The sequence below is a fragment of the Reichenbachiella sp. genome (assembly GCF_039941815.1).
GTDB lineage: Bacteria > Bacteroidota > Bacteroidia > Cytophagales > Cyclobacteriaceae > Reichenbachiella.
In genome coordinates this window covers 36,174-56,892 of record NZ_JBDVDW010000020.1, presented here as the reverse complement: position 1 = coordinate 56,892, position 20,719 = coordinate 36,174, and the positions used below count along the sequence as shown (strand labels likewise).

Sequence of the window (20,719 nt, the reverse complement as noted above, 5' to 3'; positions counted from 1 at the left end):
AAACAACATTACTCATGTCAAAAAAACTCAAAACACTCACCTACCTATTGGTAATAGGTCTTCTTGTCGCTTGTCAGCCAAATAATACAAAAGACTTCGTATTATTATCAGGTAAAATCATCAATCCAGGAAACATCAGTTATGTCACAGTAAAAGGAAACAACTATTCCTACGACATCGATATGAATGCTGATGGCACATTTTACGATACGCTTAGAGTAGATCAAGGATACTACCTATTCTACTCAGGTAGGGAAAGAACCAATGTCTTTTTAGATCATGGATATGAAATTAGTCTTGAATTAGATCAAGAGCTATTTGATGAAACGCTCCAGTTTACCGGAGAAGGTAACGGGACTACAGAAAACAACTATCTGGCTAACAAAGCCAGGCTTGATGAAGAAATGACAATTGATTTTCAAACTTTGTTTTCCAAAGAAGAAGATGGATTCGTAGAAATTTTAGTTGATTGGAAATCAAAAATGAACGATCTACTGGATCAATCCGCTATTCAGAATAAATCATTTGTAGAAATAGAGAAAAGGAATATCAACTACGAATATCTGACTCAATTCGCCAACTATGAATATTATCATCAGTTTGCCACAAAGGATTTCTCCTACCGTGTGCCTGCTGAGTTTAATCAGCACCTGAGCAATATAGATTTGGCTAACGAGGTCGATTTTATTCTACTAAGTAATTACAAACGTCTTTTGCAGGCCTACTTTGGGGCTATGATGGAGCGTGGAGAAATTGGCGAGGCTTTTAGCGCAATTAAACAAATTCCGTCAGAGGTTATCAGAGAAGATTTGGTGCCTGACTATTCTAGAAAGGTTCAGCCTGGCAACGAAAATGCGGAAGCCATCTATGAGGGTATAATATCAATCACATCGGATTCTCTCACACATGCTAAGCTGACTGAAAAAATTGCAAAAATCAGAAAATTACAAAAAGGCATGGCTTCGCCAAGTTTTGCTTTTGAAAGTATAGAAGGCGAGACAGTTAGTCTGTCTGACCTCAGAGGAAGTTATGTTTATATAGATGTCTGGGCTACTTGGTGCGGACCTTGCCTCCGAGAGATACCTGCGCTCAAACAGCTGGAAAGCGATTATCATGATGCATCGGTGGCCTTTGTAAGTATTTCTATAGATGAGAAAAAGGATTATGAAAAGTGGCAGTCAATGGTCGCATCTAAAGAGCTAAGCGGTATTCAGCTCTATGCGGACAACAGTTGGCAATCTGACTTTGTAAAAGCCTATGCAATTGATGGTATACCAAGATTTATTGTTCTGGACACGGAAGGTAATATTATCGACCCTAATGCAGCACGGCCCTCTGATCCACAAATAAGAGAGTTGCTTCAATCACTTGTCTCAAATTCCTAAACACATAATTTTCAATATAAATAATTGCAATTTTCATAAAGCAATGCGCGTGAAGCAATATTCTATTCGATGAATATGAGTATTGACCGGTTGAATAATTAGCAATTATTCTAATTTTATATTTATCTTACTGATATTATTAATCAGCAATGGATTGGTATTATTCGATGATCAGCTAAAGAATATTGTCATTCAATAATTAGTTAGAGTAAGAATGCCATGAAGCAATTAATATTATTATGCGTAGCATTATTGTATAGCTACTGTAGTCAAGCCTACATTTACGATTTTGAAGAAGGCGCCTTATTGAAGGTATCAGGTCAGGTCATAGACCAAAAAACCAACGAGCCACTACCGTTTGCCAATATCATCTACGACAATACTGGTACCACTACCAATCTTGATGGGGAATTTGTTTTTCAAATCACCTATCATCAGCCCGAAAACTCACTACTCATAAAATTCATAGGGTATGAAACGGCGATAGTTCCACTTACCTATGACAATACCAAACTGAAGGTAACGCTTATACCGAAAACAGAGATACTTGATGAGGTAATAGTCGTTAGAGCAGACCAGCTCCTGGAGGATGTCAATACTTATCATCAGATCAATTACGAGTTTTCTAATCAATTGCTGTCATCTTATTATAAGGAGACCGTTAGCTCCAATGATGAATGCATATATCTGGCCGAGGGCATTTTCGACATCTACTACCCCACTGTCTATAGCAAAGAAAAAGCCACTATTCACCCAAGAAAAACACGCAAAAAAGTCTTTGCATCTCTTGATACTATGGTCATGCCACTTATTAATGGTCATGCGACTGACATGATCAATGGCATCACCAGACGAGCCGATAGCTTTATAAATGCTGACATGCTGAACAACTATGAATTTAGTAAAGAAGGTTTGACCTGGTATGACGGTAAAGAGATTTTCAAAATACATTTTGAACCGAAAAATAAAAAAGGTAACTCCTCGGGTACCATATTTATAGATTCTAAGTCTAAGGCAGTCATCAGAGCCGAATACCAACCAGTCCTCAATGGCCAACAATTTTGGAAAAAAGTAAAATGGATTGAAGAATATAAGGAAGTCAACAGCAGCTGGTACATTCACCGCGTATCCTACCTAGGACAATGGGAGCAGAATGGAGAGCCTATTACTTTTGAAGCTTTGCTGGTAGTGACCGATTTCGAATCTGTTAAAAAAAGACCTGAGTTGACCGAGGCTCTTACTAAAAATGACATATTTTTCAACCACGCCTCGTCTTTCTCGGAGAACTTCTGGGAAGGATTTAATTACATCAAGCTGAGCGCTAAGGAAAAACAGACATTGGGCTTTTAATAGCCTTATTTTCGGATAATAAAAAAGCCCCGCATTGCAGGGCTTTTTGTTTATATCTTTCGAAGAAAATGCATTCTTCTTTCAGCTATTAAGCAGAATAATTACTCAACATGACTGGCATGACAAGCATCAATAGATCTTCATTGTCATCCTTGTCTACTGGAAAAAGTAATCCGGCTTTGTTTGGCTCAGAAAACTTCATAGATACTTGAGTAGAATCTATATTGGCCAACATTTCTATGAGAAATTTGCCATTGAATCCAATTTCGATATCCGCACCATTATGATCACAAGAGAGCCTTTCGTTGGCTTCGTTTGAGAAGTCAAGATCTTCAGACGAAATCACAAGCTCGCTGCCTGTTATTTTTAGTCTAACCTGATGAGTAGTCTTATTTGCGTAGATAGCTATTCTTTTTAGCGACCCCAAAAGCTCTGTTCTGTCAATGATCATTTCATTTTCATTGTCAGACGGTATTACATTTTCGTAATCAGGGAAGCGCTCATCGATCAGTCTACACACCATATGTATACCATCAAACTTAAAGAAAGCGTTGGCCACATTGTACTGCACATTGACGTTGGTATTGCTACTTGGCAAAGTTGATTTGAGCAGCGTCAAGGCTTTTCTCGGAATAATCATAGCAGCCCCATTGTCAGAGGCAATATCCACTCTTCGATATCTGATTAATCTATGACCGTCAGTTGCAACAAAAGTGGTGTTCGTTTCCGATAAATTCAAATAGACACCAGTCATTGCTGGTCGGAGTTCGTCGCTACTCGTAGCAAGGATCGTATTGTTGATGGCGTTGCCAAGTACATCAGAAGAAATATTGACATCGTTGCCGTCAGACACGCTAGGTACTTTAGGGAAATCTGTTGCATTCTCTCCAGCCAACTTGTATCGGCCATTGTCAGAGTTGATTTCAATGCTGTACGTTTCTTCGTCGATCGAAAAAGTGACTGGCTGCTCTGGAAGGTTTCTAAGCGTCTCCAGCAATATTTTTGATGGTACAGCAATATTGCCGTTTTCTTTGGCCTCCACTTCTAATTCAGTAATCATAGAAGTTTGTAAATCTGAGGCGGTAATGGTCAGTTTTCCGTCATTGATCTCGAATAAGAAATTTTCCAGAATTGGAACCACCGGATTGGTCGTGATTACACCATTGATGGCAGACAACTGTTTTAGTAGGTATGAGGAAGAAACAATGAATTTCATTCGCTAGTCTATATTTAAGTTTGTAGATGCAAAAACAGGGTGAGGTAAGAGTCATCCCAATTTTGAGTCAAAGTTAATGATAAAATGCTAATAATAAACTAACGTTTTTATGGAGTGTTTTTTGAGCCAAAATTGGATATTAATTCATAAGACTGGGCTCTTTTCACAGCCTTCAATTGGCACCTGTTTAATCACCTATTTAACCTGAGTTATATCTTGATCGCCCTAAGTCTTAACGCATTGGTAATAACAGAAACGGAACTAAAACTCATAGCCAGAGCTGCAATCATAGGGGAAAGTAAAATTCCAAAGAATGGAAATAATACTCCTGCCGCCAGCGGTACACCCAAACCGTTATATATCAAAGCAAAAAACAGATTTTGCTTGATATTGCGCAGCACCTGATGGCTGAGCTTTTTGGCTTTTAGGATGCCGTTAAGATCCCCTTGCACTAATGCTATAGAAGCGCTCTCTATCGCTACATCTGTACCAGTACCCATAGCTATGCCTACATCAGATAGAGCAAGTGCTGGTGCATCGTTGATTCCATCTCCAGCCATAGCCACCACCCTTCCGCTGGCCTGCAGTTCGCGCACTTTGTTCATCTTGTCCTCGGGTAGGCACTCAGCGATGACAGATTCTAAACCTAATGATTTGGCTACGACCCCGGCAGACAAGGCATTGTCACCGGTCATCATTATTATTTCTATACCTAAGTTTTTCAATTCGTCGAGGGCACCCTTGCTTGTGGTTTTAATCTTATCAGAAATAACTATGGCGCCTACAATCTGACCCTCTTTGGCCACGAAAGTGACAGTCTTACCTAAGGCTCGATATTTCGCTGCTTCCTCTTTATTTGTAGTACTTATTAGTATTTGATTCTCTTCCATCAGCTTTTCATTGCCAACATGGATCATAGCATTCTGAACCTTTGCGACCACACCTTTGCCGGTAGCGGACTCAAAATCAGTGATCTCCAAGAGTTCGACTCCTTTTTCTCTTGCATACTGCAAGGTGGCTTCTGCCAGCGGGTGTTCACTCTGACTGTTCGCCGAGCCGACAAGCTGAATGACCCGATCGAGGTCTTCGTTAAAAGTGATGACCTTTTCTACAGAAGGTTTTCCCTCGGTCACCGTACCGGTCTTATCAATGATCAGCGTATCGACCTCATCCATTTTCTCCAAGGACGCAGCATCCTTGATTAGCACCCCCAAATTGGCTCCTTTTCCGACTCCTACCATCACGCTCATCGGAGTGGCGAGGCCTAATGCACATGGGCAAGCGATGATCAATACCGCAATGGCATTGACCATGGCGAAGACAAATTTGGGGTCAGGCCCAAATATCACCCAGGCAATAAATGTGAGGATAGAAATCAAAACTACTATTGGAACAAAATAGCCAGAGATTTTATCAGCTATTTTCTGAATAGGCGCTCTACTTCTACTCGCACTATTGACCATAGCGATGATCTGCGCTAAAAGTGTATCAGAACCAATTTTCTTAGCCATCATCGTGAAGGAGTGCTTACCATTGAGCGTACCAGCACTTACTTTGGAACCTGTCCCTTTTTCGACCGATAGTGGCTCACCGGTAATCATAGATTCGTCAATGAAGCCAGTGCCTGAGACTATCTCACCATCTACAGGGACCTGATCACCTGGCCTCACCCGAAGTACGTCTCCTAACCTAATGTCATCCACGTGAATTTTTATATCATTACCGTTCTCGACTCTTATGGCTTCATTCGGTGTCAATTTCAGTAAGGCTCTAACGGCAGAGCTGGTTTTTCGATGGGCACGCGCCTCGAGCACCTGACCTAGCAAGACTAGCGTGAGTATCACGGTCGCTGATTCAAAATAAAGGTGGGTGGCGCCAGCCTCTGTGCGGAATTGATCTGGCAGTAATCCTGGAAAAAGCAAACTAAAAAGACTGAAAAGCCAAGCTACTCCTGCTCCAATCCCAATCAAAGTGAACATGTTGTAGTTGCCTGTGACCACTGATGTATAAGCCCGCTGAAAAAACATCCATGTAGCATAGAATACCACCGGAATGGAAAGTAACAATTGGACCCAGCTAATGAAATTATCAGGCATCCAATCCATCTGGATTCCACTTGGAAGCATATCAGACATCGCTATGAGAAAAAGTGGTACAGTGAAAGCGACGGCTACCCTGAATTTCCTTAAGAGAAGCCTATAGGACTGGTCTTCTTGACCATCGGCTGATTCCTGAGCTACCAAATCCATACCGCATACCGGACAGTCTCCTGATCGATTATAGGTTTTTTCTCCTTCGCAGTGCATTGGGCAATAGTAGACTCCTGAGGTTGGTTTCTTTTTGATTGCTGGCATCGGAGCTAGCACCTTCTTATGGGACTGATCTGACCAGTCATCGAGATGATATAATGACCCCTCAAGGGCATTTTTCAAGCCATCAATAGAGATTTCGTGTTGTGAAGAAACAACCACCTTATCTTCTTTCAAATGCACCTCAGCATTTGTCACTCCAGGTACCTGGCTTAGAGCTTCTTCGACATGGGTCTTGCATCCATTGCATGACATACCACTCACATGATAAGGTTTTTCCATCGTGTTTAAATCAATATGATGTTCAGGGATTCAACAAATTTAGCAAATGTAAAATTCCGTAATGAAGTACAAACAATCTAATACGAACTGCAAGAAGTACAAGGCAATTAGTCTCGTATAAATTGTGATGGGTCAAATAATAAACGTTCCATTCTTCGCTCATCTACTACCAGCATTTCACTAGACTTATTAGTCAGCAGGTAGAATCTTTCCCCTTCAATTTTAGGAAAAATTGTAAGAACCTGATCTTTCTTCGTATCGATATCTTTCAAGGCCAGTATAGCGAGCGGCTCAACTCCGAGTAGACTGTCATACCTTGGGAAGTTTCCTTGATCAAGGTAGTCATTGACTTGAAACTGTTCAAAGGGCTCAAGGTATTCAATTAGCTTAGCAGTGTCCAGCTGAGAGACTTGCTTCACAGCAAGAAAATTACCGTCAAATACTATTTCAAGGTCTTGGTTCTTGGCACTCGTATAGTCAATTTTCAACTGCTGAATAGTTCGCCAGCTGGATGAGAATAACACTCTATCACGCCATTGATTCAGTGATAATTCAAAAATCCCTGAGAGGTAGCTCTTGTATCCCGGAATTGTAACAATATAGATTTCAGTGAGGTCATCGTTTGCGAAATAGGCCGTTGTCTTAGCCGTGTTTCCACCCGTATAAAATTGCTTCTCAGATCCATCTTTTAGATTGATAGTCACCTGACTTCCTGAGTTTTTGAGTTCATTTTTAATGTCTTCGAAATTTGACTTACTCACATGACGCTGCACTTCTACATGACTCAGTATGCGCTGGGATAAATATACAAGTTGCGGGTCCACCTTATACTGACCGTTGAGTGTCCAGAAAGGCACCTCACGATTGATAGAGATCGTGCTGGCTTCAGTGATAATTGTAATATTTTCAATTTGAGTAGTATCTGCAACCGCAAATAGTTCCTTATTGACTTTGGAGGATTTTTCTCTATTACCGATCCAGTGAAGAGCAAGCGATACGATCAGTAGGCCAACAAATATTACACTAAGCTTCTTTACTCTGTTCATCAACTAATCACTTATAATGAGCGTACTTTTTCTTTCTCCAATAGGCTCTGAGTACTCCATAAATCAGTAGCACCAATAGTGGCAATACCAGGTTTACTAACTGCCACGTTAGCTTTTCATTCGCTATTCTTACTTTATCCAAAGGCCTGATGGCGAACGACTTGTTTTTTGAGACTATCAATCCTTGATCGTTTAGCATAAAATCCAAGGCGTTCATAACGAAATCTTTGTTTGCAAACTTCATTTGACTATATGGACTCAGGCCGAGCTCTAGTGGTGTACCGTCTTTAATACTAAACTCATTGCGGATCATGTCCCCATCAGAGCAGATTAAGATACTGGTCTCTTCACCATTTTCTCTGAAATTGCTCTTATCTACTCCTTTGGGTAAAATTCTGTTTTTATAGAGCGAAGTAAATTTCCCTTTCAGTAAATACGATACGTTTTTTGATCCATGATTGAATCGATCAGGGTCCAGATTTTTTCTCAACTCGTTGAAAGCCACCTTTACAGGAGCTTGATTCACCATGGTATACTGCGAGGTCTTTAGCAGTGGTATTTTAGTAATTCCCTGTGCCTTCACTGTATCGATAGTGGAGACAAATTTCATAGATACGGCGTCAAGATTTTTTACGATTGGATGATTGCCAAAATTATTGACCATAGGAAAAAATGGCCAGGGTAGCATTCTGATTTGAGCCTGAGCGCCCATGTTACCAGCTACTATCGGATATTCTCCGCACACTATATCTTGCACATAGTCACGATTGATCCGTACCCCATATTTGAAAAACATATCATCAAGCTCCAGTTCATAAGGGAAGGCAAAGGTACCTTCACCACTTGCACTGTCCATATTCACTCGTAGTGCATCCACAAAAAACAGTGCTTTGCCTCCGTTCAGAATGTACTGATCTATTTGAAATTTTTCCTGAGGTGAAAATCCAGAAGTCGGCTTTGGAAATAGAATAGCATCGAATCTGTTCAGAGCTCGGTTTTTATTATCCAGTGTTACGTTAAACACGTCATATTTTTCCAAAAGGGCGTTAGTAAGACCGGCAAGGTTTAAACTGTCTGGCTCATTGTGCCCTCTTATCAGCGCTACCGTTTTCCTTCTGTCATTGGACAAAGTTCTGATGGCGCTGGCCAATTCATACTCCAGTCCTTCTATCGATTGATTGAGTCGTTCTTCGGAGGTGGCAGACTGACTACCTCTCAGCAATGTCACTGGGATTTCTTGCCCAAAATAGGTAACAATAGCACCCGGGAAAATCAATTTTTCAGTTTTGTTGCCATCGCGTTTGTACGAAAGATTTGTGGGCTGTAGGCCTCTTTGTAGCAGAGAACGAAAATATTCGTTTCGGGCCTTTTCATTTAGTGCGGCAGATGGATCTATAAAATCTACTTGAATCTGACCATCGGCATAGTAGTCAAATTGGTTCAGTGTCTCTTCAATTGCATTGCGCAATCTTTTGAATCCAGCAGGCATTTCTCCTTCGAGGAAAACTTGGACATATACCGTCTCTTGCAGATCTCCCAATAAAGCTCTGGTGGCTGGAGTAACCGAGTACCTCTTTTCTTCTGTCAAATCCAGACGCATAGGAAATAGACCGGCAAGTTGATTCAAAATCACAATCAGCAGAATACCGATACTCAATTTTAACAAACTCTCTACTTGTTTTACTCTCACCATTTCTTTGCGTCGAGTTTAAGTTGAGTCAAGAGAATCATTATTGCAATGACACTCACGAAATAAACCAGATCTGAGATATCGATCAACCCACGGCTCAACGAATCGTAATGAAATACCAGGCTCATTTGCTCAAGCCATATGGAGGCATTGCCCCATACATCTATGGTAGCCATGGAGGATAGCCCGGAATAAATCACAAAACATAAAAAGACTGAGAGCACAAAGGCTACTACCTGATTGTCCGTAAGGGCAGATGAAAAAACGCCGATGGCTACAAACACCCCTCCTAATAAGACCAACCCAACATAGGACCCCACGGTGCCTGATACATCGAGATTTCCTATAGGGTTTCCCAAGGTGTAGACAGAGTAGAAATAGATCAAAGTAGGTACAATCGACATGACCACAAGTGCAAATCCTGCAAAATACTTTCCCAGAATGATTTGAAAGTTTGATAGTGGTTTGGTCATCAGCAACTCTTCAGTGCCTATTCTTTTTTCTTCAGAAAAGAATCGCATGGTAATAGCCGGGATCAAAAACATAAAGACATATGGCCCCAAAGTAAATAGTGAGCTCATGTCTGCGTACCCATACTCTAGAATACTGCTTTCTGGAAAAACCCACATGAGCAGACCTATTGATGTCAGGAAGACTGCGATCACGATGTATGCGATCAGGCTGTTTAGAAAACTATTTATCTCTTTTACAAATACCGCCAGCATTTAATTCTCTTTAGTCAGTAAGTGGAAAATTTCGTCGAAAGAACTCTCTTCTTCCTGAAGCCCGACCAGTGGTAGGTTGGACTCCCCTGCCAGTTTGAAAACTGCACTTCTAGCTGCTTCGCTCTCCTTCACTTTTAGCTTGTATATTCCTGGCTGGATTTCGCTCACCTCCAGTACTTCTTCTATCGCTGCCAAAGGAGCAGTATCGATTGGTACTTTGAATTCAACACGTAGCATGGCCTCACCGGTTGAGCCTTTAGAAAATTCGGCTATAGGTTTGTCTGCGATAAGCCTGCCCTTATTGATCAAGACGACCCGGTCGCATAGTGCCTCCACTTCTTGCATGATGTGTGAGGAGAAAATGACTGTTTTGTCTTTGCTCACTTCTTTTATCAATCGGCGTATTTCCAGGATTTGATTTGGGTCGAGACCTGTTGTCGGTTCATCCAATATCAAGACTGGTGGATCGTGCAGGAGTGCTTGTGCCAATCCCACACGTTGACGATATCCTTTAGAAAGTTGTCCTATTTTTTTGTTTTGTTCAAGTGTCAGTCCACACATTTCCACCACACGTTTCACTCCATTTTTCATCTCTGAGCTTTTCATTTGGTTGATCTTGCCGGTAAAAGCAAGAAACTCGTGTATATACATATCCAGATACAATGGATTGTGCTCTGGCAGATAGCCAATCTTTTTTTTAGCCTCCAGCGGGTTTCTCTCTATATCTATACCTTCGATTTCAACCGATCCAGATGTAGCTCCCAAATAACCGGTCGCTATTTTCATGGTGGTAGATTTACCAGCTCCATTAGGTCCTAAAAAACCTAAGATCTCCCCCTTTTTCGCTGAAAAAGAAATCGCATCTACAGCTTTCTGCGGACCGTATAGTTTCGTAAGGTTTAGTACTTCTATAGACAAGGAAAATCGATTTGGGTTAGCTGTTATTTGGTGGGTTTGGGTCTGAGTGGACGGACTTCAAAATCCACTGGAAGGAAATTAGGATGGGTTTCGAGGCAGTGCACCACGCTCTTTGCCACATCTTCAGGTCTCATCATATTCTCATTGGCTGTCACTGCGTCTATGTCATCAAAGAAATTTGTATTCACACTGCCCGGATAGATACAGGTCACTTTGATACCAAAGTCTCTTAGCTCCATAAACATTGAATGCGAGATGCCAGTCACCGCATGTTTTGTGCCTGCATATCCGACCATGCCTTTGACAGGATTTCTACCAGCAATAGAACCAATATTGATAATATGACCTCGATCCAATTCTTTCATCTTAGGAATGACGGCGTTAGAAGCAAAATAGATTCCATGAACATTGACATCAAACATCTGTTTCCACTGTTCAAACGGCATTTCATCCATCATCCCAAAATGACCCATTCCTGCATTGTTGATCAAAATGTCTATGTCTTCACCAAGCATCTCGGCAGTTTGACGGTAGGCATGAGACACGCTTTCCGGGTCACTCACATCTACTGAAATGAACAGATAGTTAGGATCTGAGAAATCATTGTCTGATCGACTCCATCCTGCTACCTTCACCCCTTTGGACAATAGCAACTTTACCATTTCCAACCCAATACCTTTGCTCGAACCGGTCACGATGGCAACTCTTCCTTCTAAACTCATATTGCTATGTACTATTTTCACGGCTTAAATTTATATTTTATCGGCGGCAATCACCTTCTTAATCAACATTGTTAAATAGGGCTCAGCCTTCATCGCTGCTTCTATCACTTCTTCTACGGATATTTTCTTAATATGACCGGGATAACACAGATCTGTAAGAACAGATACTGCAAATACCGGTATATCCATCTGTCGGGCTACTATATTTTCGGGCACAGTTGACATACCAACCGCATCTGCGCCTATGACTCTAAGCATATTATACTCAGCTCTTGTTTCAAGGTTGGGCCCATTCACACCGACATAAACGCCCTGGTGCAAAGGTATATTTTCTTCGGCACCTATTTTGACAGCGGCCTCAATCATTTTCTGATCATAGGGCTCACTCATGTCTGGAAACCTTACACCCATTTCATCCAAATTTTTTCCTACTAATGGATTGTCTGTTTGTAGGTTTATATGATCATTTAGGATCATAAGCTCGCTCTTTTGATATCCTGGATTCAGCGCTCCCGATGCATTGGAGATGATCAATTTCTTAATACCTAACAATTTCATTACTCGGACGGGAAAGGTGACCTCCTTCATAGAATATCCTTCATAGAAGTGAAACCTCCCCTTCATCACTACTACTTTTTTATCACCAAGATAGCCGAAGATCAGTGTCCCTGAATGCGATTCTACGGTGGAAACTGGAAAGTGAGGAATGTCTTCGTAGTGGATCGAGTCTTCCACCTTCACATCTTCTACCAAGGCACCGAGCCCTGTACCTAAGATAATACCATATTCAGGCTCAAAACTTACTTTTTGCTTGATATAATCAGTAGCTTCCTTGATTCGCAACAGGTAGTCCATTTCTATAGTAATAGTGAAGTGCTAAGATAACATGAGGGTTTCAAAAATTGTGTGAAATTTCAAGAATGTACGAGGAACGTATCTGTACTTTATGAATAAAACTTATTGCTATCCCAAGAATTTATAGCGCAGTCATCCTGTAATAAATTTCATTCATCGAATAGGCTGCTTTTTGTTACATGAATATTAAATTAATTGATGTATTTTTAAATTCAGCAACCTAAAAAAATAGTTTTATGATTAATCTAAGTCTACACAAAGACCAAGCTTATGTCATATTATCGATCACCGCTCCCGTTTCAGTGATCGATATGAAAAACCTAACCAAAGAATTAAATCACTTTATTGAAGAGACCGGCAAATTGCAGGGTCTAATTTTCAAAGTCAGGAAATTTCCGGGCTGGGATAATCTTGATGGCTTATTCCAACATTTGAAATTCGTAAAAGATCACCATAAAGCAATTGACAAAATAGGCTTTATGACAGAGGACAATTTAATTACGACTTTTCCCGGTCTTAAGAATCATTTTGAATCAGCAAAAGTAATGAGATTTGATGACGGCAAAATGGATGAAGCCGTTGAATGGGTTTGCAATTAAATAAGCAATAATTGAATTAATGAAATTATCAATATTACTAGTCTCCTTTGGGCTAAGCCTGCTTAGCCTTGAACTGAATGCCCAAAGCAAAAAACACCCCACAGCATTGGACCCTAGTCCAGTTTCTGAAATCACAGATCGTGAGATATATACCTATAATAAAGTGTATGAGATCGACCGACTGCTATTGCAAAATGTAAATGAACACTCTGAGCAGTCTGTTTTTTATGAAGGTTTTTTTGATCCGTGGAAACAAAAAGAGAACAAAAATAATCCGCTGTATTTTCAGCTATATATAGTTCCACCACATACTATTCCAGTGTTTAAAAAGGTATACATCGATGCGACTGAAGTAGCCAACATACATTATCATGAGTTTCTCCATTTTGTAGAGAGAGATTCAGGTGTAGCCATACATGATAGTTATCTACCTGTACTGGATGACAAGTATATGGATGACTACTACAACAACCCTGAGTTCTATTTTTTTCCCGTCATAGGCATCAATCCATTGAGTGCACAGACTTACTGTGACTGGCGAGCAAGAAATCTTAATGAAGGCTTGCAGGTGTTCCTTGAGAATGAGAGCAAATACAAAAAATACAGATATGTTGGTCGACTACCGAGCGAACATGAGTGGAAACGGGCGGCTGGACACAGTGCCAAAGAAATCAAGGATCGAACCCATGAGCTCAACAAAAAAGGTCTGGAGTTTCTTGCTAATGACATAATAAATAAAGGATTTGCTGATGAGAAGATACTGGACGCTGAGGTGGTTTATGGCTACAACGTCAACCTTGACCATGGCACGGCATTCGCTATCAAAAAGGAAATCCCATTCTATATTTATGGTTTTGAACCAAGAGTCACTGGCTCATACAACATGTATGGCAACGTGAAAGAAATCGTACAGGAAGGCTATGCTATTGGTGGTAGTTATAAAACTGGCAATTCTCATGCTGAATTGTTCGAGCACACTACCGAATTTGACTATCAGACGGACATTGGATTTCGATGTGTTACCAAAATTGTTCGCTAACAACTATTATTATTGTCCCATGAAAATTATTCTTCTTTTTCTACTTTGTCCCCTTTTGTCGATAGCCCAGGATTTACACCCCGTAAGCTTTGCGCCGGGCTGCTGCAGCGAGCGGACGGGCATTCCTATCTATACTTATCATTCAGATCAGGCAAGAGATTTGATGCAAGTTTATGTAGCGAATAAATTCTCTGAAAAATCAGCGTTCTACTACGGTAAATACGATCCATGGAGAGATTCAGACTACAGCAACTCTGAGCTCTACAATCAGCGCTATATTGTACCTCCTGGCACCTTGCCTATAGCAAAAGGTAAATTTCTGGACCAAACAGAATTAGCCAATATTCATTTTGAGGAATTTCTATTCTTTATGGTAAAGGACTCTGGTCGATACAAAGACCGCACATATTTACCTAAGCAAGAAAATAAATATGTCCTCAACTACTACAAAAATTCCGAGTTCTCGTTTTTTCCGGTGCTGGCTGTAGATTTAAAAACAGCAGAGACCTACTGCAGGTGGAGGGCAGAAAAACTCAATGAAGGACTGAAAGAAATGCTGATAGATGAGCCCAATAAATATAAATTTTCGGGGCGACTTCCTAGTAAAGAAGAATGGCTAATCGCCGCTGGGTCTCACATCGATGAAATAGAAATAACAACTCACCCCATAAGCAAAAAGGGAAAGCAGTTTTTGATAGAAGATATGGTCAAAGGCCGATTCACCACTGAGGCAGCCATAGACAAGTCTTCTTTTCTAGGATATAATGTAAATCTGAAATATGACGGCGGCGGTATACCCATCGAAATACCTCAGTATGTCTACAGCTTTGAACCGAATGAAAGGGGTTTTTATAATATGTATGGCAATGTGAAAGAAATGGTTCAGGAAGGGTATGCCATTGGTGGAAGTTTCCAAACACTTAACACGGAGGAAGATATCTTCGAAGAAGACCCATTGCAATCCTACAAAACAGACGTTGGGTTTAGATGCCTGGTGGAGGTGATAAAATAATTGGCTCATCGGTGAGTTTTTATTCATTAATTAAAAAGAGACTGCCCTTTTGAGACAGCCTCATACTAATCAAATAAACCGTAATCTTACATTGAAAGTACAGAACTCAAATTCGGTACAATCTCTAATTTCCTAAAAGCTAAAACTCCATTTAAGCACCTACTTGAGCTAAAAAATCACTGTGCTCAGATAATCAAACCTATTTTCACAATCGTATGTGTACTGATGCAATCCATCCTCTCCAATCATGAAAAGCACGTCTTCTAAGGGAATCACATCTAGTGCGTGCACATTTTGATGATGAGCCATCAATCGTTCTCCTATCAGATTGGGGTCCTTAGCATTGAAGACTTTTAGCCCATACTGCCCTTCCGCGATAAACAGGCAATCACCATAGATGCCTAGCCCATGTGGATTTTGCATATCGTGAGTAATCAATAGCTCCGGGTTGGTCGCATCAGATATATCGATCACATCCAACTGATTGGTAAAGGTCTCACACTCGGTACCTGATCTAAGAGTGACATAAGCCAAATCACCTTGCACGACTACAGGATCGCAAGTGTTGACGTGCTCAAACGTAGAAATGTACGTCGGCTCGGCTGGATTACTATTGTCATAGATATGCATTCCGCTGCGTGCGCCAAAAAATAGCTTGTTTCCATATGGAAATATTGTTTCTATACCCCAGCCCAGATCCACCGTATTGCCTTCCACCGGACTGTCAGCTATAGCGATGTCAAATAGTTTCATTTGATAATCATTGACGGTGTACAGATGTCCACCCGTGATGGTGAATCTTGCCAATGAACCTCCGATACCGGTGCTCCCTCCTCCTGATTCTAACGCCGCAAAATCGAAACCATCGTTATAATAATGCCTATAGTTTTGTGGACCGCAATCCACCTCTATTTCTTCTTGTACTTCTACATAATCTACAATCAGGCCCATCTCTGCGGAGTAATAATAGTAGGCGTCAAATACATCCTCAATTCGATTGACCTCCATGATGTTGGACTTATTGCTGATGTCGAGTACGACTAAATCGGTATAATTATCGGCATATAAAAAATCTCCCGCTGCAGCCAGGTCTTTGTTGCCTGGTAAGTCAATAAATCCAACAGATACAGGGTTTGAGCGATCTCGGTTATCGATGACATGAATGCCCTGATCGACCTCGTTGATAAAAAGATAATCATCCTTATAATAGATCTTACCCGGACTATCTATTGGCCTCGGTTCCTCAAGTGAGGCATCTTTCACTACTTCTGACTTTGGTGCATATACCGGTTCGTAGTACGTGTAAATCTCTGTATCGCATGCCTCCTTACATCCTTGTATAAGGATGGAAAGCATAATCAGAAATAATAGTGTTGAAGCAATCAGCTTCCCTACCGCATTAATTTGAGATTTAAACTCTGTATTTTTTGTTTTCATAGCAGTCTTATTAGAAGTTATATCTAAATCCGATCGAAAGTCCCAGGTTTCTGGGTTTAGCCTGATTAGGATTACTGGAGCTGGTAAAATCATTTAGCGCCTGATTGTAGTTAGGCTCTAGCAAGAACTGATAGTGCTCTTTGAACAGATACCCGAACTCTACACTGGTTAAAAAATTGAAATAGACTCGTTCATAACTGTCAGCGGTACTAAAGTCATTATTGAGTCCACCCGGTTCTCCCTCAGCCACCAGCCTACTGTCCACTCTAAAGTTTCCGGCCAAGCCAGTATTGAGCGTGATATTGATTTTTCTGTCGAGCAAAACATATCCAGCCTTGAGTGGAATGGTGAGATACTGAAATTCATTGGTCAGTTGCACCAATTCACCTTCATAGCTCAATTCGCCTGCTGAAAGTGCGGACTCAAGGTTATTATCACTAGTTTCGGCAGTTAACGCATATAGATTGTCGAGCTCATCTGAGACCAACTGGCTTGATGCTGATCCTGTACTAAACGCACTATAATGCAGCCCGCTGCTCAACACCACTCGTCTGGTTATTTTCTTTCCAACATTCAAACCTCCAGCCACCGATTGCCCGGCAGAGTAGGTCGGTCTGGACTGTGTTCTCTGTTGCGGTACCGCACTTTCTGATGTGAAGCCTATTTGATCAGACAGAATCAAATCATTACCTGAGCTTTCTCCATATCCGGGATCAAAGCTTCCTGCAGAAAAGCTGACGCCAGCCCAAAGCGGGCTTGATGCCATGTCTTGCTCTACTTCTTCCCAGGTTCTGGCTACTCCATACAAATGAGTTGCCTTCCACGGTTCAAGAGTAGAGGGGATTGAGGCTGATTTAGGGTGCAAACTCACAATGGTCATCTCTTCCATTTTCAATGGAATTGACTCCACAACTACAACTGACCCTCTACTCGATGGGTTAGGTACTGCTGCAATAGAATTATTCACTTGAGTCGGTTTGGCATCGCTTTCTAGAGATAAACTTGCTTCTTCACGATTATCATCTTCATCCAATGCAATGACACCGGTCGATTTCTGAGCAATCGTTTCGTTAGAGTTCGAAGAATTAGAATTTGATTTGATCTCTGCATCGGCAATTTCAGAGTCCAAAGAAGAATTTCCATTCTGCCAGAAAAGCACGGTGCCAAGCACAAAAAGTAAAATACAAGCTGCTGCCACCCACTTATAAAATATCAAAAGCCTCTTGTAATCACGGGCCTGATCATTGGCTAATTGGCCATCGATCGCCACCCAAACCTGCTGTGGTGGTGTCACCTCCGCATGGCCCAAGGCCTGATGCCATTGCTCCTCGAATGTCTTGTTAGCCTTTTCCATAATGCTTACTTTTTTCTTTCATCCGTTCCCTCAGCAGGAACTTGGCTCTTGAATATTGAGATTTTGATGTTCCTACTGATATTTCCAGCATTTCTGCTATCTCATGATGCTTATATCCTTCTATGGCATAGAGATTAAAAATAATCTGGCTGCTGGCCGGTAGATCTTTGACCATGGACATCAATTCGTCCATCGTATAATCTGAAACTTCCTTTTGCTCTCCTGCCTTTTCTTTTAGATCATCTACGTCCACCATTGGATATAAGTACAGCTTGCTACGTTGTGCATTCAGGGCCGTATTGATCACAATTCTTTTGATCCAAAAAACCAATGGCGCCTCCTTTTTGTAATTTTTTATTTGTCTGAAGACTTTGATAAACGATTCCTGAAGTACATCTTCGGCTTCCTGTGTGGCTTTGGTATACCGCAGACTAATGGCATACATCTGCCCGGAAAACCGCTTGTATAGCATCTCCTGAGATAGTCTATCCCCTTCTATACAGCCTTTGATTAGTTCCTTTTCGTCTATCTCCATTTCAATCAGGAGGAATATTGGTCTTGGTTCGAGAGTAGGACACCGATTCTTAGAAAAGGGTTGGAAGAAAATATATTTTTATTCGAAATCATTCCAGTTTACTTTCGTTACCACATAGCTTGACTACCACTTATGAAATCAACTCTACACTTCGTTTCCATCATAATTCTCTTTGCAAAAATAATTCCGAACGTGCAAGCACAGCCAAAAGGGACTATATATGAGGATAAATCTTTTGCAGCCATCGTAGGCACGACCCAGTTCTACCCTATCACTGACAATGCCAATCAGGAACTAGGTGCTCCCATCGTCCCACGTAGTCAAGTAGAAAATCTACTCCTGCAGTTTGATCTGTTGCTAGAAGAATATATCGATGTTCAAGCCAAAATAATTCATTGCAATGCAGACTGGACCAAGTCCGTTCTCAACGATATTGAGTTTCTCTATGACTACAATAATTTTGACCTTCGTGATTTCGAATATTCAATCAATACCAAGACCTTGTTTGTGAATTATTGGCTCCGGATGCCTCGGGTAAAAACAAATGGAAATTATGTAGTGCAGGTCTATCAAAATGGTGATGAAGAAGATATACTTCTTACTAGAAGATTTATCGTCTTTGATAATCTGATCAGTATTCAACCTACCACCCGAACATCCACAGGCGTATTAGAAAGGGATTTCAACCAGCAAATCGACTTCGACCTAATTCATAGTCGCATAAAAGTATCCAACCCCAGAACAGAATTAAAAATAGTAATTCGACAAAATCAGAGGTGGGACAATGCGCTAACAGGGCTACAGCCAACAGCTATTCGACGTGAGAAATCTTTATTAGAATATCGACACTTCAATCTGGAAAACAATTTTAAAGGCGGGAATGAGTTTCGTTCGGCCGATCTTCGAAGCTACAGCTTCAGAGGCGCATTTGTAACCAGCGTCAACCCAGATACTGATCCGAGACAAGCATCAGTCAATCCTGGAAAGAGTAGAAAACATCAGGCCTACTCTCAGATACAGGATAAAAATGGTGGTTTTTATATAGCATCGACTGAGGCTGCCGGCAGCTATTTGGAGTGTGATTACATAAAGACCAAATTTGAGATCAAATCACCTCAGATTCAGAGTCCCGTCTATGTCTTGGGTGCATTCAATGACTATAACAAAACAGATCAGTCCAGGATGAAGTATGATAATACCAGCCAATCATACGTCTGTGAAATACTCTTGAAGCAAGGGCATTATGATTACATTTATTGGGTGGATGATCCTGATGGAGACCCATACTACTTCGAAGGGTCATTTTATCAAACCAGAAACAATTACGACATCATAGTCTACCACCGTTCATTTAGTGATTTGACCGACAAGGTAGTCGGATACTACTCATTCAGCACCGAATTTTGATTCAGGAGGTACGCGGTACTTTTGAAATGGAATAGCCAGAAGATTCCCCAGATTGTCGTTTTCCTCTGGTTTCATATGGGTATCAATTCCAAATTTCACTTCCTCCATATTTTCGACATATTGAAAAGTACCAAAGAAGCGATCCCAAATAGAGAATATATTGCCAAAGTTGGTATCCGTCCACGGCTGAGTAAAATGATGATGCACCTTATGCATATTAGGCGTAACCAGCAAATACGATATAGGTTTATCTAATTTTCCAAAAACAGAACTATTCACATGTGTAAGATGTGCAAATAGAACAGAGAGGCTTTGGTATAACATAATCGTGCCCATCGGAGCCCCGATGATGATCACTGCCATGATGGTAAACAACATCCTGAAAATGGTTTCTCCTGGATGATGTCTGAGTCCCGAGGTCACATCAATGTGAGTATCAGAGTGATGAACCAAATGAAATTTCCACATCCATTTGACTTTGTGCTCTACCAGATGAATTAAATAAGCGCCGATCAAATCCAAAAGAAATACACCAACTACTACCTGAGCCCAAAGCGGCATATCAATCAAATAAAGTAAACCAAACTTATTATTCGCTACTGTATCTGACGCCAACAGAAGTAAAGCTGCCATACCAAATCCAATCAACACAGTGGTCAGCGTCAAAAAAAGATTGATCCCGGCGTGTCTGACCTTTTTGTATTGAAATTTGTACAACGGTATGATACCTTCCAATACCCAGAAAAACATCAAACCTCCAATCAGGAGTGACGCTCTAAACCACATGGGCACATGAGTGAAAAAGTCAATAAGTTTTTCCATAATAATTGAATTGAAT

General features: G+C 40.9%; 18 protein-coding genes. 6 read left to right on the top strand and 12 right to left on the bottom strand.

All coding sequences use genetic code 11. From position 1 onward, the window contains the following. Positions 1 to 14 precede the first annotated feature (14 nt). Both ABJF11_RS03045 and ABJF11_RS03040 read left to right on the top strand, forming a co-directional pair. Positions 15 to 1,385, top strand: coding sequence for a TlpA disulfide reductase family protein (locus ABJF11_RS03045; RefSeq protein ID WP_348117979.1), 1,371 nt, complete (start codon positions 15 to 17; stop codon positions 1,383 to 1,385). Between the two features lie 219 nt (positions 1,386 to 1,604). Continuing rightward, positions 1,605 to 2,735 (top strand): carboxypeptidase-like regulatory domain-containing protein, encoded by a 1,131-nt coding sequence (locus tag ABJF11_RS03040; RefSeq protein ID WP_348117977.1) that lies wholly within the window; start codon positions 1,605 to 1,607, stop codon positions 2,733 to 2,735. An 88-nt stretch (positions 2,736 to 2,823) separates the two neighbouring features. Here ABJF11_RS03040 and dnaN read toward each other — a convergent pair whose 3' ends face one another. From dnaN to ABJF11_RS03000, 8 genes are all read right to left on the bottom strand, one after another. Further along, entirely contained in the window at positions 2,824 to 3,951 is a 1,128-nt protein-coding gene (gene dnaN / locus ABJF11_RS03035) for a DNA polymerase III subunit beta (protein ID WP_348117975.1), read from the bottom strand. Between the two features lie 209 nt (positions 3,952 to 4,160). Further along, entirely contained in the window at positions 4,161 to 6,542 is a 2,382-nt protein-coding gene (locus tag ABJF11_RS03030; protein WP_348117974.1) for a heavy metal translocating P-type ATPase, read from the bottom strand. Between the two features lie 107 nt (positions 6,543 to 6,649). Then, positions 6,650 to 7,588, bottom strand: coding sequence for a DUF4340 domain-containing protein (locus ABJF11_RS03025; protein ID WP_348117973.1), 939 nt, complete (start codon positions 7,586 to 7,588; stop codon positions 6,650 to 6,652). Between the two features lie 7 nt (positions 7,589 to 7,595). Then, positions 7,596 to 9,281, bottom strand: coding sequence for a gliding motility-associated ABC transporter substrate-binding protein GldG (gldG, locus tag ABJF11_RS03020; protein ID WP_348117972.1), 1,686 nt, complete (start codon positions 9,279 to 9,281; stop codon positions 7,596 to 7,598). After that, entirely contained in the window at positions 9,275 to 10,003 is a 729-nt protein-coding gene (gldF, locus tag ABJF11_RS03015) for a gliding motility-associated ABC transporter permease subunit GldF (RefSeq protein ID WP_348117970.1), read from the bottom strand. Before gldF ends, gldG begins: the two co-directional genes overlap by 7 nt. Further along, entirely contained in the window at positions 10,004 to 10,921 is a 918-nt protein-coding gene (gene gldA, locus ABJF11_RS03010) for a gliding motility-associated ABC transporter ATP-binding subunit GldA (RefSeq protein ID WP_348117969.1), read from the bottom strand. It abuts the gene before it with no gap. Positions 10,922 to 10,944: 23 nt separating this feature from the next. After that, positions 10,945 to 11,664, bottom strand: a complete 720-nt coding sequence (locus tag ABJF11_RS03005) for an SDR family NAD(P)-dependent oxidoreductase (RefSeq protein WP_348117967.1) — start codon at positions 11,662 to 11,664, stop codon at positions 10,945 to 10,947. Positions 11,665 to 11,673: 9 nt separating this feature from the next. Next, the gene (locus ABJF11_RS03000; protein ID WP_348117966.1) at positions 11,674 to 12,498 is read right to left on the bottom strand and encodes a purine-nucleoside phosphorylase; all 825 of its coding nucleotides are present in this window, start codon (positions 12,496 to 12,498) and stop codon (positions 11,674 to 11,676) included. 236 nt (positions 12,499 to 12,734) lie between these two features. Between ABJF11_RS03000 and ABJF11_RS02995 the strand changes: the two genes are divergently transcribed. From ABJF11_RS02995 to ABJF11_RS02985, 3 genes are read left to right on the top strand one after another with little or no spacing between them, the layout of a single operon-like run. After that, positions 12,735 to 13,097 carry an STAS/SEC14 domain-containing protein gene (locus ABJF11_RS02995; RefSeq protein WP_348117965.1) on the top strand — a complete coding sequence of 121 codons (363 nt, stop codon included), beginning with the start codon at positions 12,735 to 12,737 and terminating at the stop codon, positions 13,095 to 13,097. 19 nt (positions 13,098 to 13,116) lie between these two features. Further along, positions 13,117 to 14,136 (top strand): SUMF1/EgtB/PvdO family nonheme iron enzyme, encoded by a 1,020-nt coding sequence (locus ABJF11_RS02990; RefSeq protein ID WP_348117964.1) that lies wholly within the window; start codon positions 13,117 to 13,119, stop codon positions 14,134 to 14,136. A 19-nt stretch (positions 14,137 to 14,155) separates the two neighbouring features. Further along, positions 14,156 to 15,148 carry an SUMF1/EgtB/PvdO family nonheme iron enzyme gene (locus ABJF11_RS02985; protein ID WP_348117962.1) on the top strand — a complete coding sequence of 331 codons (993 nt, stop codon included), beginning with the start codon at positions 14,156 to 14,158 and terminating at the stop codon, positions 15,146 to 15,148. 168 nt (positions 15,149 to 15,316) lie between these two features. On the opposite strand, the gene ABJF11_RS02980 is transcribed toward ABJF11_RS02985, so the two are convergent. The 3 genes from ABJF11_RS02980 to ABJF11_RS02970 are packed head-to-tail and all read right to left on the bottom strand — an operon-like array spanning position 15,317 to position 18,474. Further along, positions 15,317 to 16,585, bottom strand: coding sequence for a hypothetical protein (locus tag ABJF11_RS02980; protein ID WP_348117960.1), 1,269 nt, complete (start codon positions 16,583 to 16,585; stop codon positions 15,317 to 15,319). 10 nt (positions 16,586 to 16,595) lie between these two features. Continuing rightward, the gene (locus ABJF11_RS02975; protein WP_348117959.1) at positions 16,596 to 17,939 is read right to left on the bottom strand and encodes a hypothetical protein; all 1,344 of its coding nucleotides are present in this window, start codon (positions 17,937 to 17,939) and stop codon (positions 16,596 to 16,598) included. Further along, positions 17,926 to 18,474 carry an RNA polymerase sigma factor gene (locus ABJF11_RS02970; RefSeq protein ID WP_348117958.1) on the bottom strand — a complete coding sequence of 183 codons (549 nt, stop codon included), beginning with the start codon at positions 18,472 to 18,474 and terminating at the stop codon, positions 17,926 to 17,928. Before ABJF11_RS02970 ends, ABJF11_RS02975 begins: the two co-directional genes overlap by 14 nt. Before the next feature lie 132 nt (positions 18,475 to 18,606). On the opposite strand from ABJF11_RS02970, the gene ABJF11_RS02965 reads away from it, so the two are divergent. Further along, on the top strand, positions 18,607 to 19,881 hold the full coding sequence (locus ABJF11_RS02965; RefSeq protein WP_348117957.1) for a type IX secretion system plug protein domain-containing protein: 1,275 nt from the start codon (positions 18,607 to 18,609) through the stop codon (positions 19,879 to 19,881). Here ABJF11_RS02965 and ABJF11_RS02960 read toward each other — a convergent pair. Beyond that, positions 19,861 to 20,703: a sterol desaturase family protein gene (locus ABJF11_RS02960; protein WP_348117955.1), complete on the bottom strand. Its 843-nt coding sequence runs from the start codon at positions 20,701 to 20,703 to the stop codon at positions 19,861 to 19,863. The two genes, ABJF11_RS02965 and ABJF11_RS02960, sit on opposite strands and share 21 nt — an antisense overlap. Positions 20,704 to 20,719: the final 16 nt, after the last annotated feature.

Excerpts from the sequence above, each read along its gene's own strand:
- ABJF11_RS03045 (WP_348117979.1), top strand. The coding sequence starts at position 15 with ATGTCAAAAAAACTCAAAACACTCACCTACCTATTGGTAATAGGTCTT.
- ABJF11_RS03040 (WP_348117977.1), top strand. The coding sequence starts at position 1,605 with ATGAAGCAATTAATATTATTATGCGTAGCATTATTGTATAGCTACTGT.
- dnaN (WP_348117975.1), bottom strand. The coding sequence starts at position 3,951 with ATGAAATTCATTGTTTCTTCCTCATACCTACTAAAACAGTTGTCTGCC.
- ABJF11_RS03030 (WP_348117974.1), bottom strand. The coding sequence starts at position 6,542 with ATGGAAAAACCTTATCATGTGAGTGGTATGTCATGCAATGGATGCAAG.
- ABJF11_RS03025 (WP_348117973.1), bottom strand. The coding sequence starts at position 7,588 with ATGAACAGAGTAAAGAAGCTTAGTGTAATATTTGTTGGCCTACTGATC.
- gldG (WP_348117972.1), bottom strand. The coding sequence starts at position 9,281 with ATGGTGAGAGTAAAACAAGTAGAGAGTTTGTTAAAATTGAGTATCGGT.
- gldF (WP_348117970.1), bottom strand. The coding sequence starts at position 10,003 with ATGCTGGCGGTATTTGTAAAAGAGATAAATAGTTTTCTAAACAGCCTG.
- ABJF11_RS03000 (WP_348117966.1), bottom strand. The coding sequence starts at position 12,498 with ATGGACTACCTGTTGCGAATCAAGGAAGCTACTGATTATATCAAGCAA.
- ABJF11_RS02995 (WP_348117965.1), top strand. The coding sequence starts at position 12,735 with ATGATTAATCTAAGTCTACACAAAGACCAAGCTTATGTCATATTATCG.
- ABJF11_RS02990 (WP_348117964.1), top strand. The coding sequence starts at position 13,117 with ATGAAATTATCAATATTACTAGTCTCCTTTGGGCTAAGCCTGCTTAGC.
- ABJF11_RS02985 (WP_348117962.1), top strand. The coding sequence starts at position 14,156 with ATGAAAATTATTCTTCTTTTTCTACTTTGTCCCCTTTTGTCGATAGCC.
- ABJF11_RS02980 (WP_348117960.1), bottom strand. The coding sequence starts at position 16,585 with ATGAAAACAAAAAATACAGAGTTTAAATCTCAAATTAATGCGGTAGGG.
- ABJF11_RS02975 (WP_348117959.1), bottom strand. The coding sequence starts at position 17,939 with ATGGAAAAGGCTAACAAGACATTCGAGGAGCAATGGCATCAGGCCTTG.
- ABJF11_RS02970 (WP_348117958.1), bottom strand. The coding sequence starts at position 18,474 with ATGGAGATAGACGAAAAGGAACTAATCAAAGGCTGTATAGAAGGGGAT.
- ABJF11_RS02965 (WP_348117957.1), top strand. The coding sequence starts at position 18,607 with ATGAAATCAACTCTACACTTCGTTTCCATCATAATTCTCTTTGCAAAA.
- ABJF11_RS02960 (WP_348117955.1), bottom strand. The coding sequence starts at position 20,703 with ATGGAAAAACTTATTGACTTTTTCACTCATGTGCCCATGTGGTTTAGA.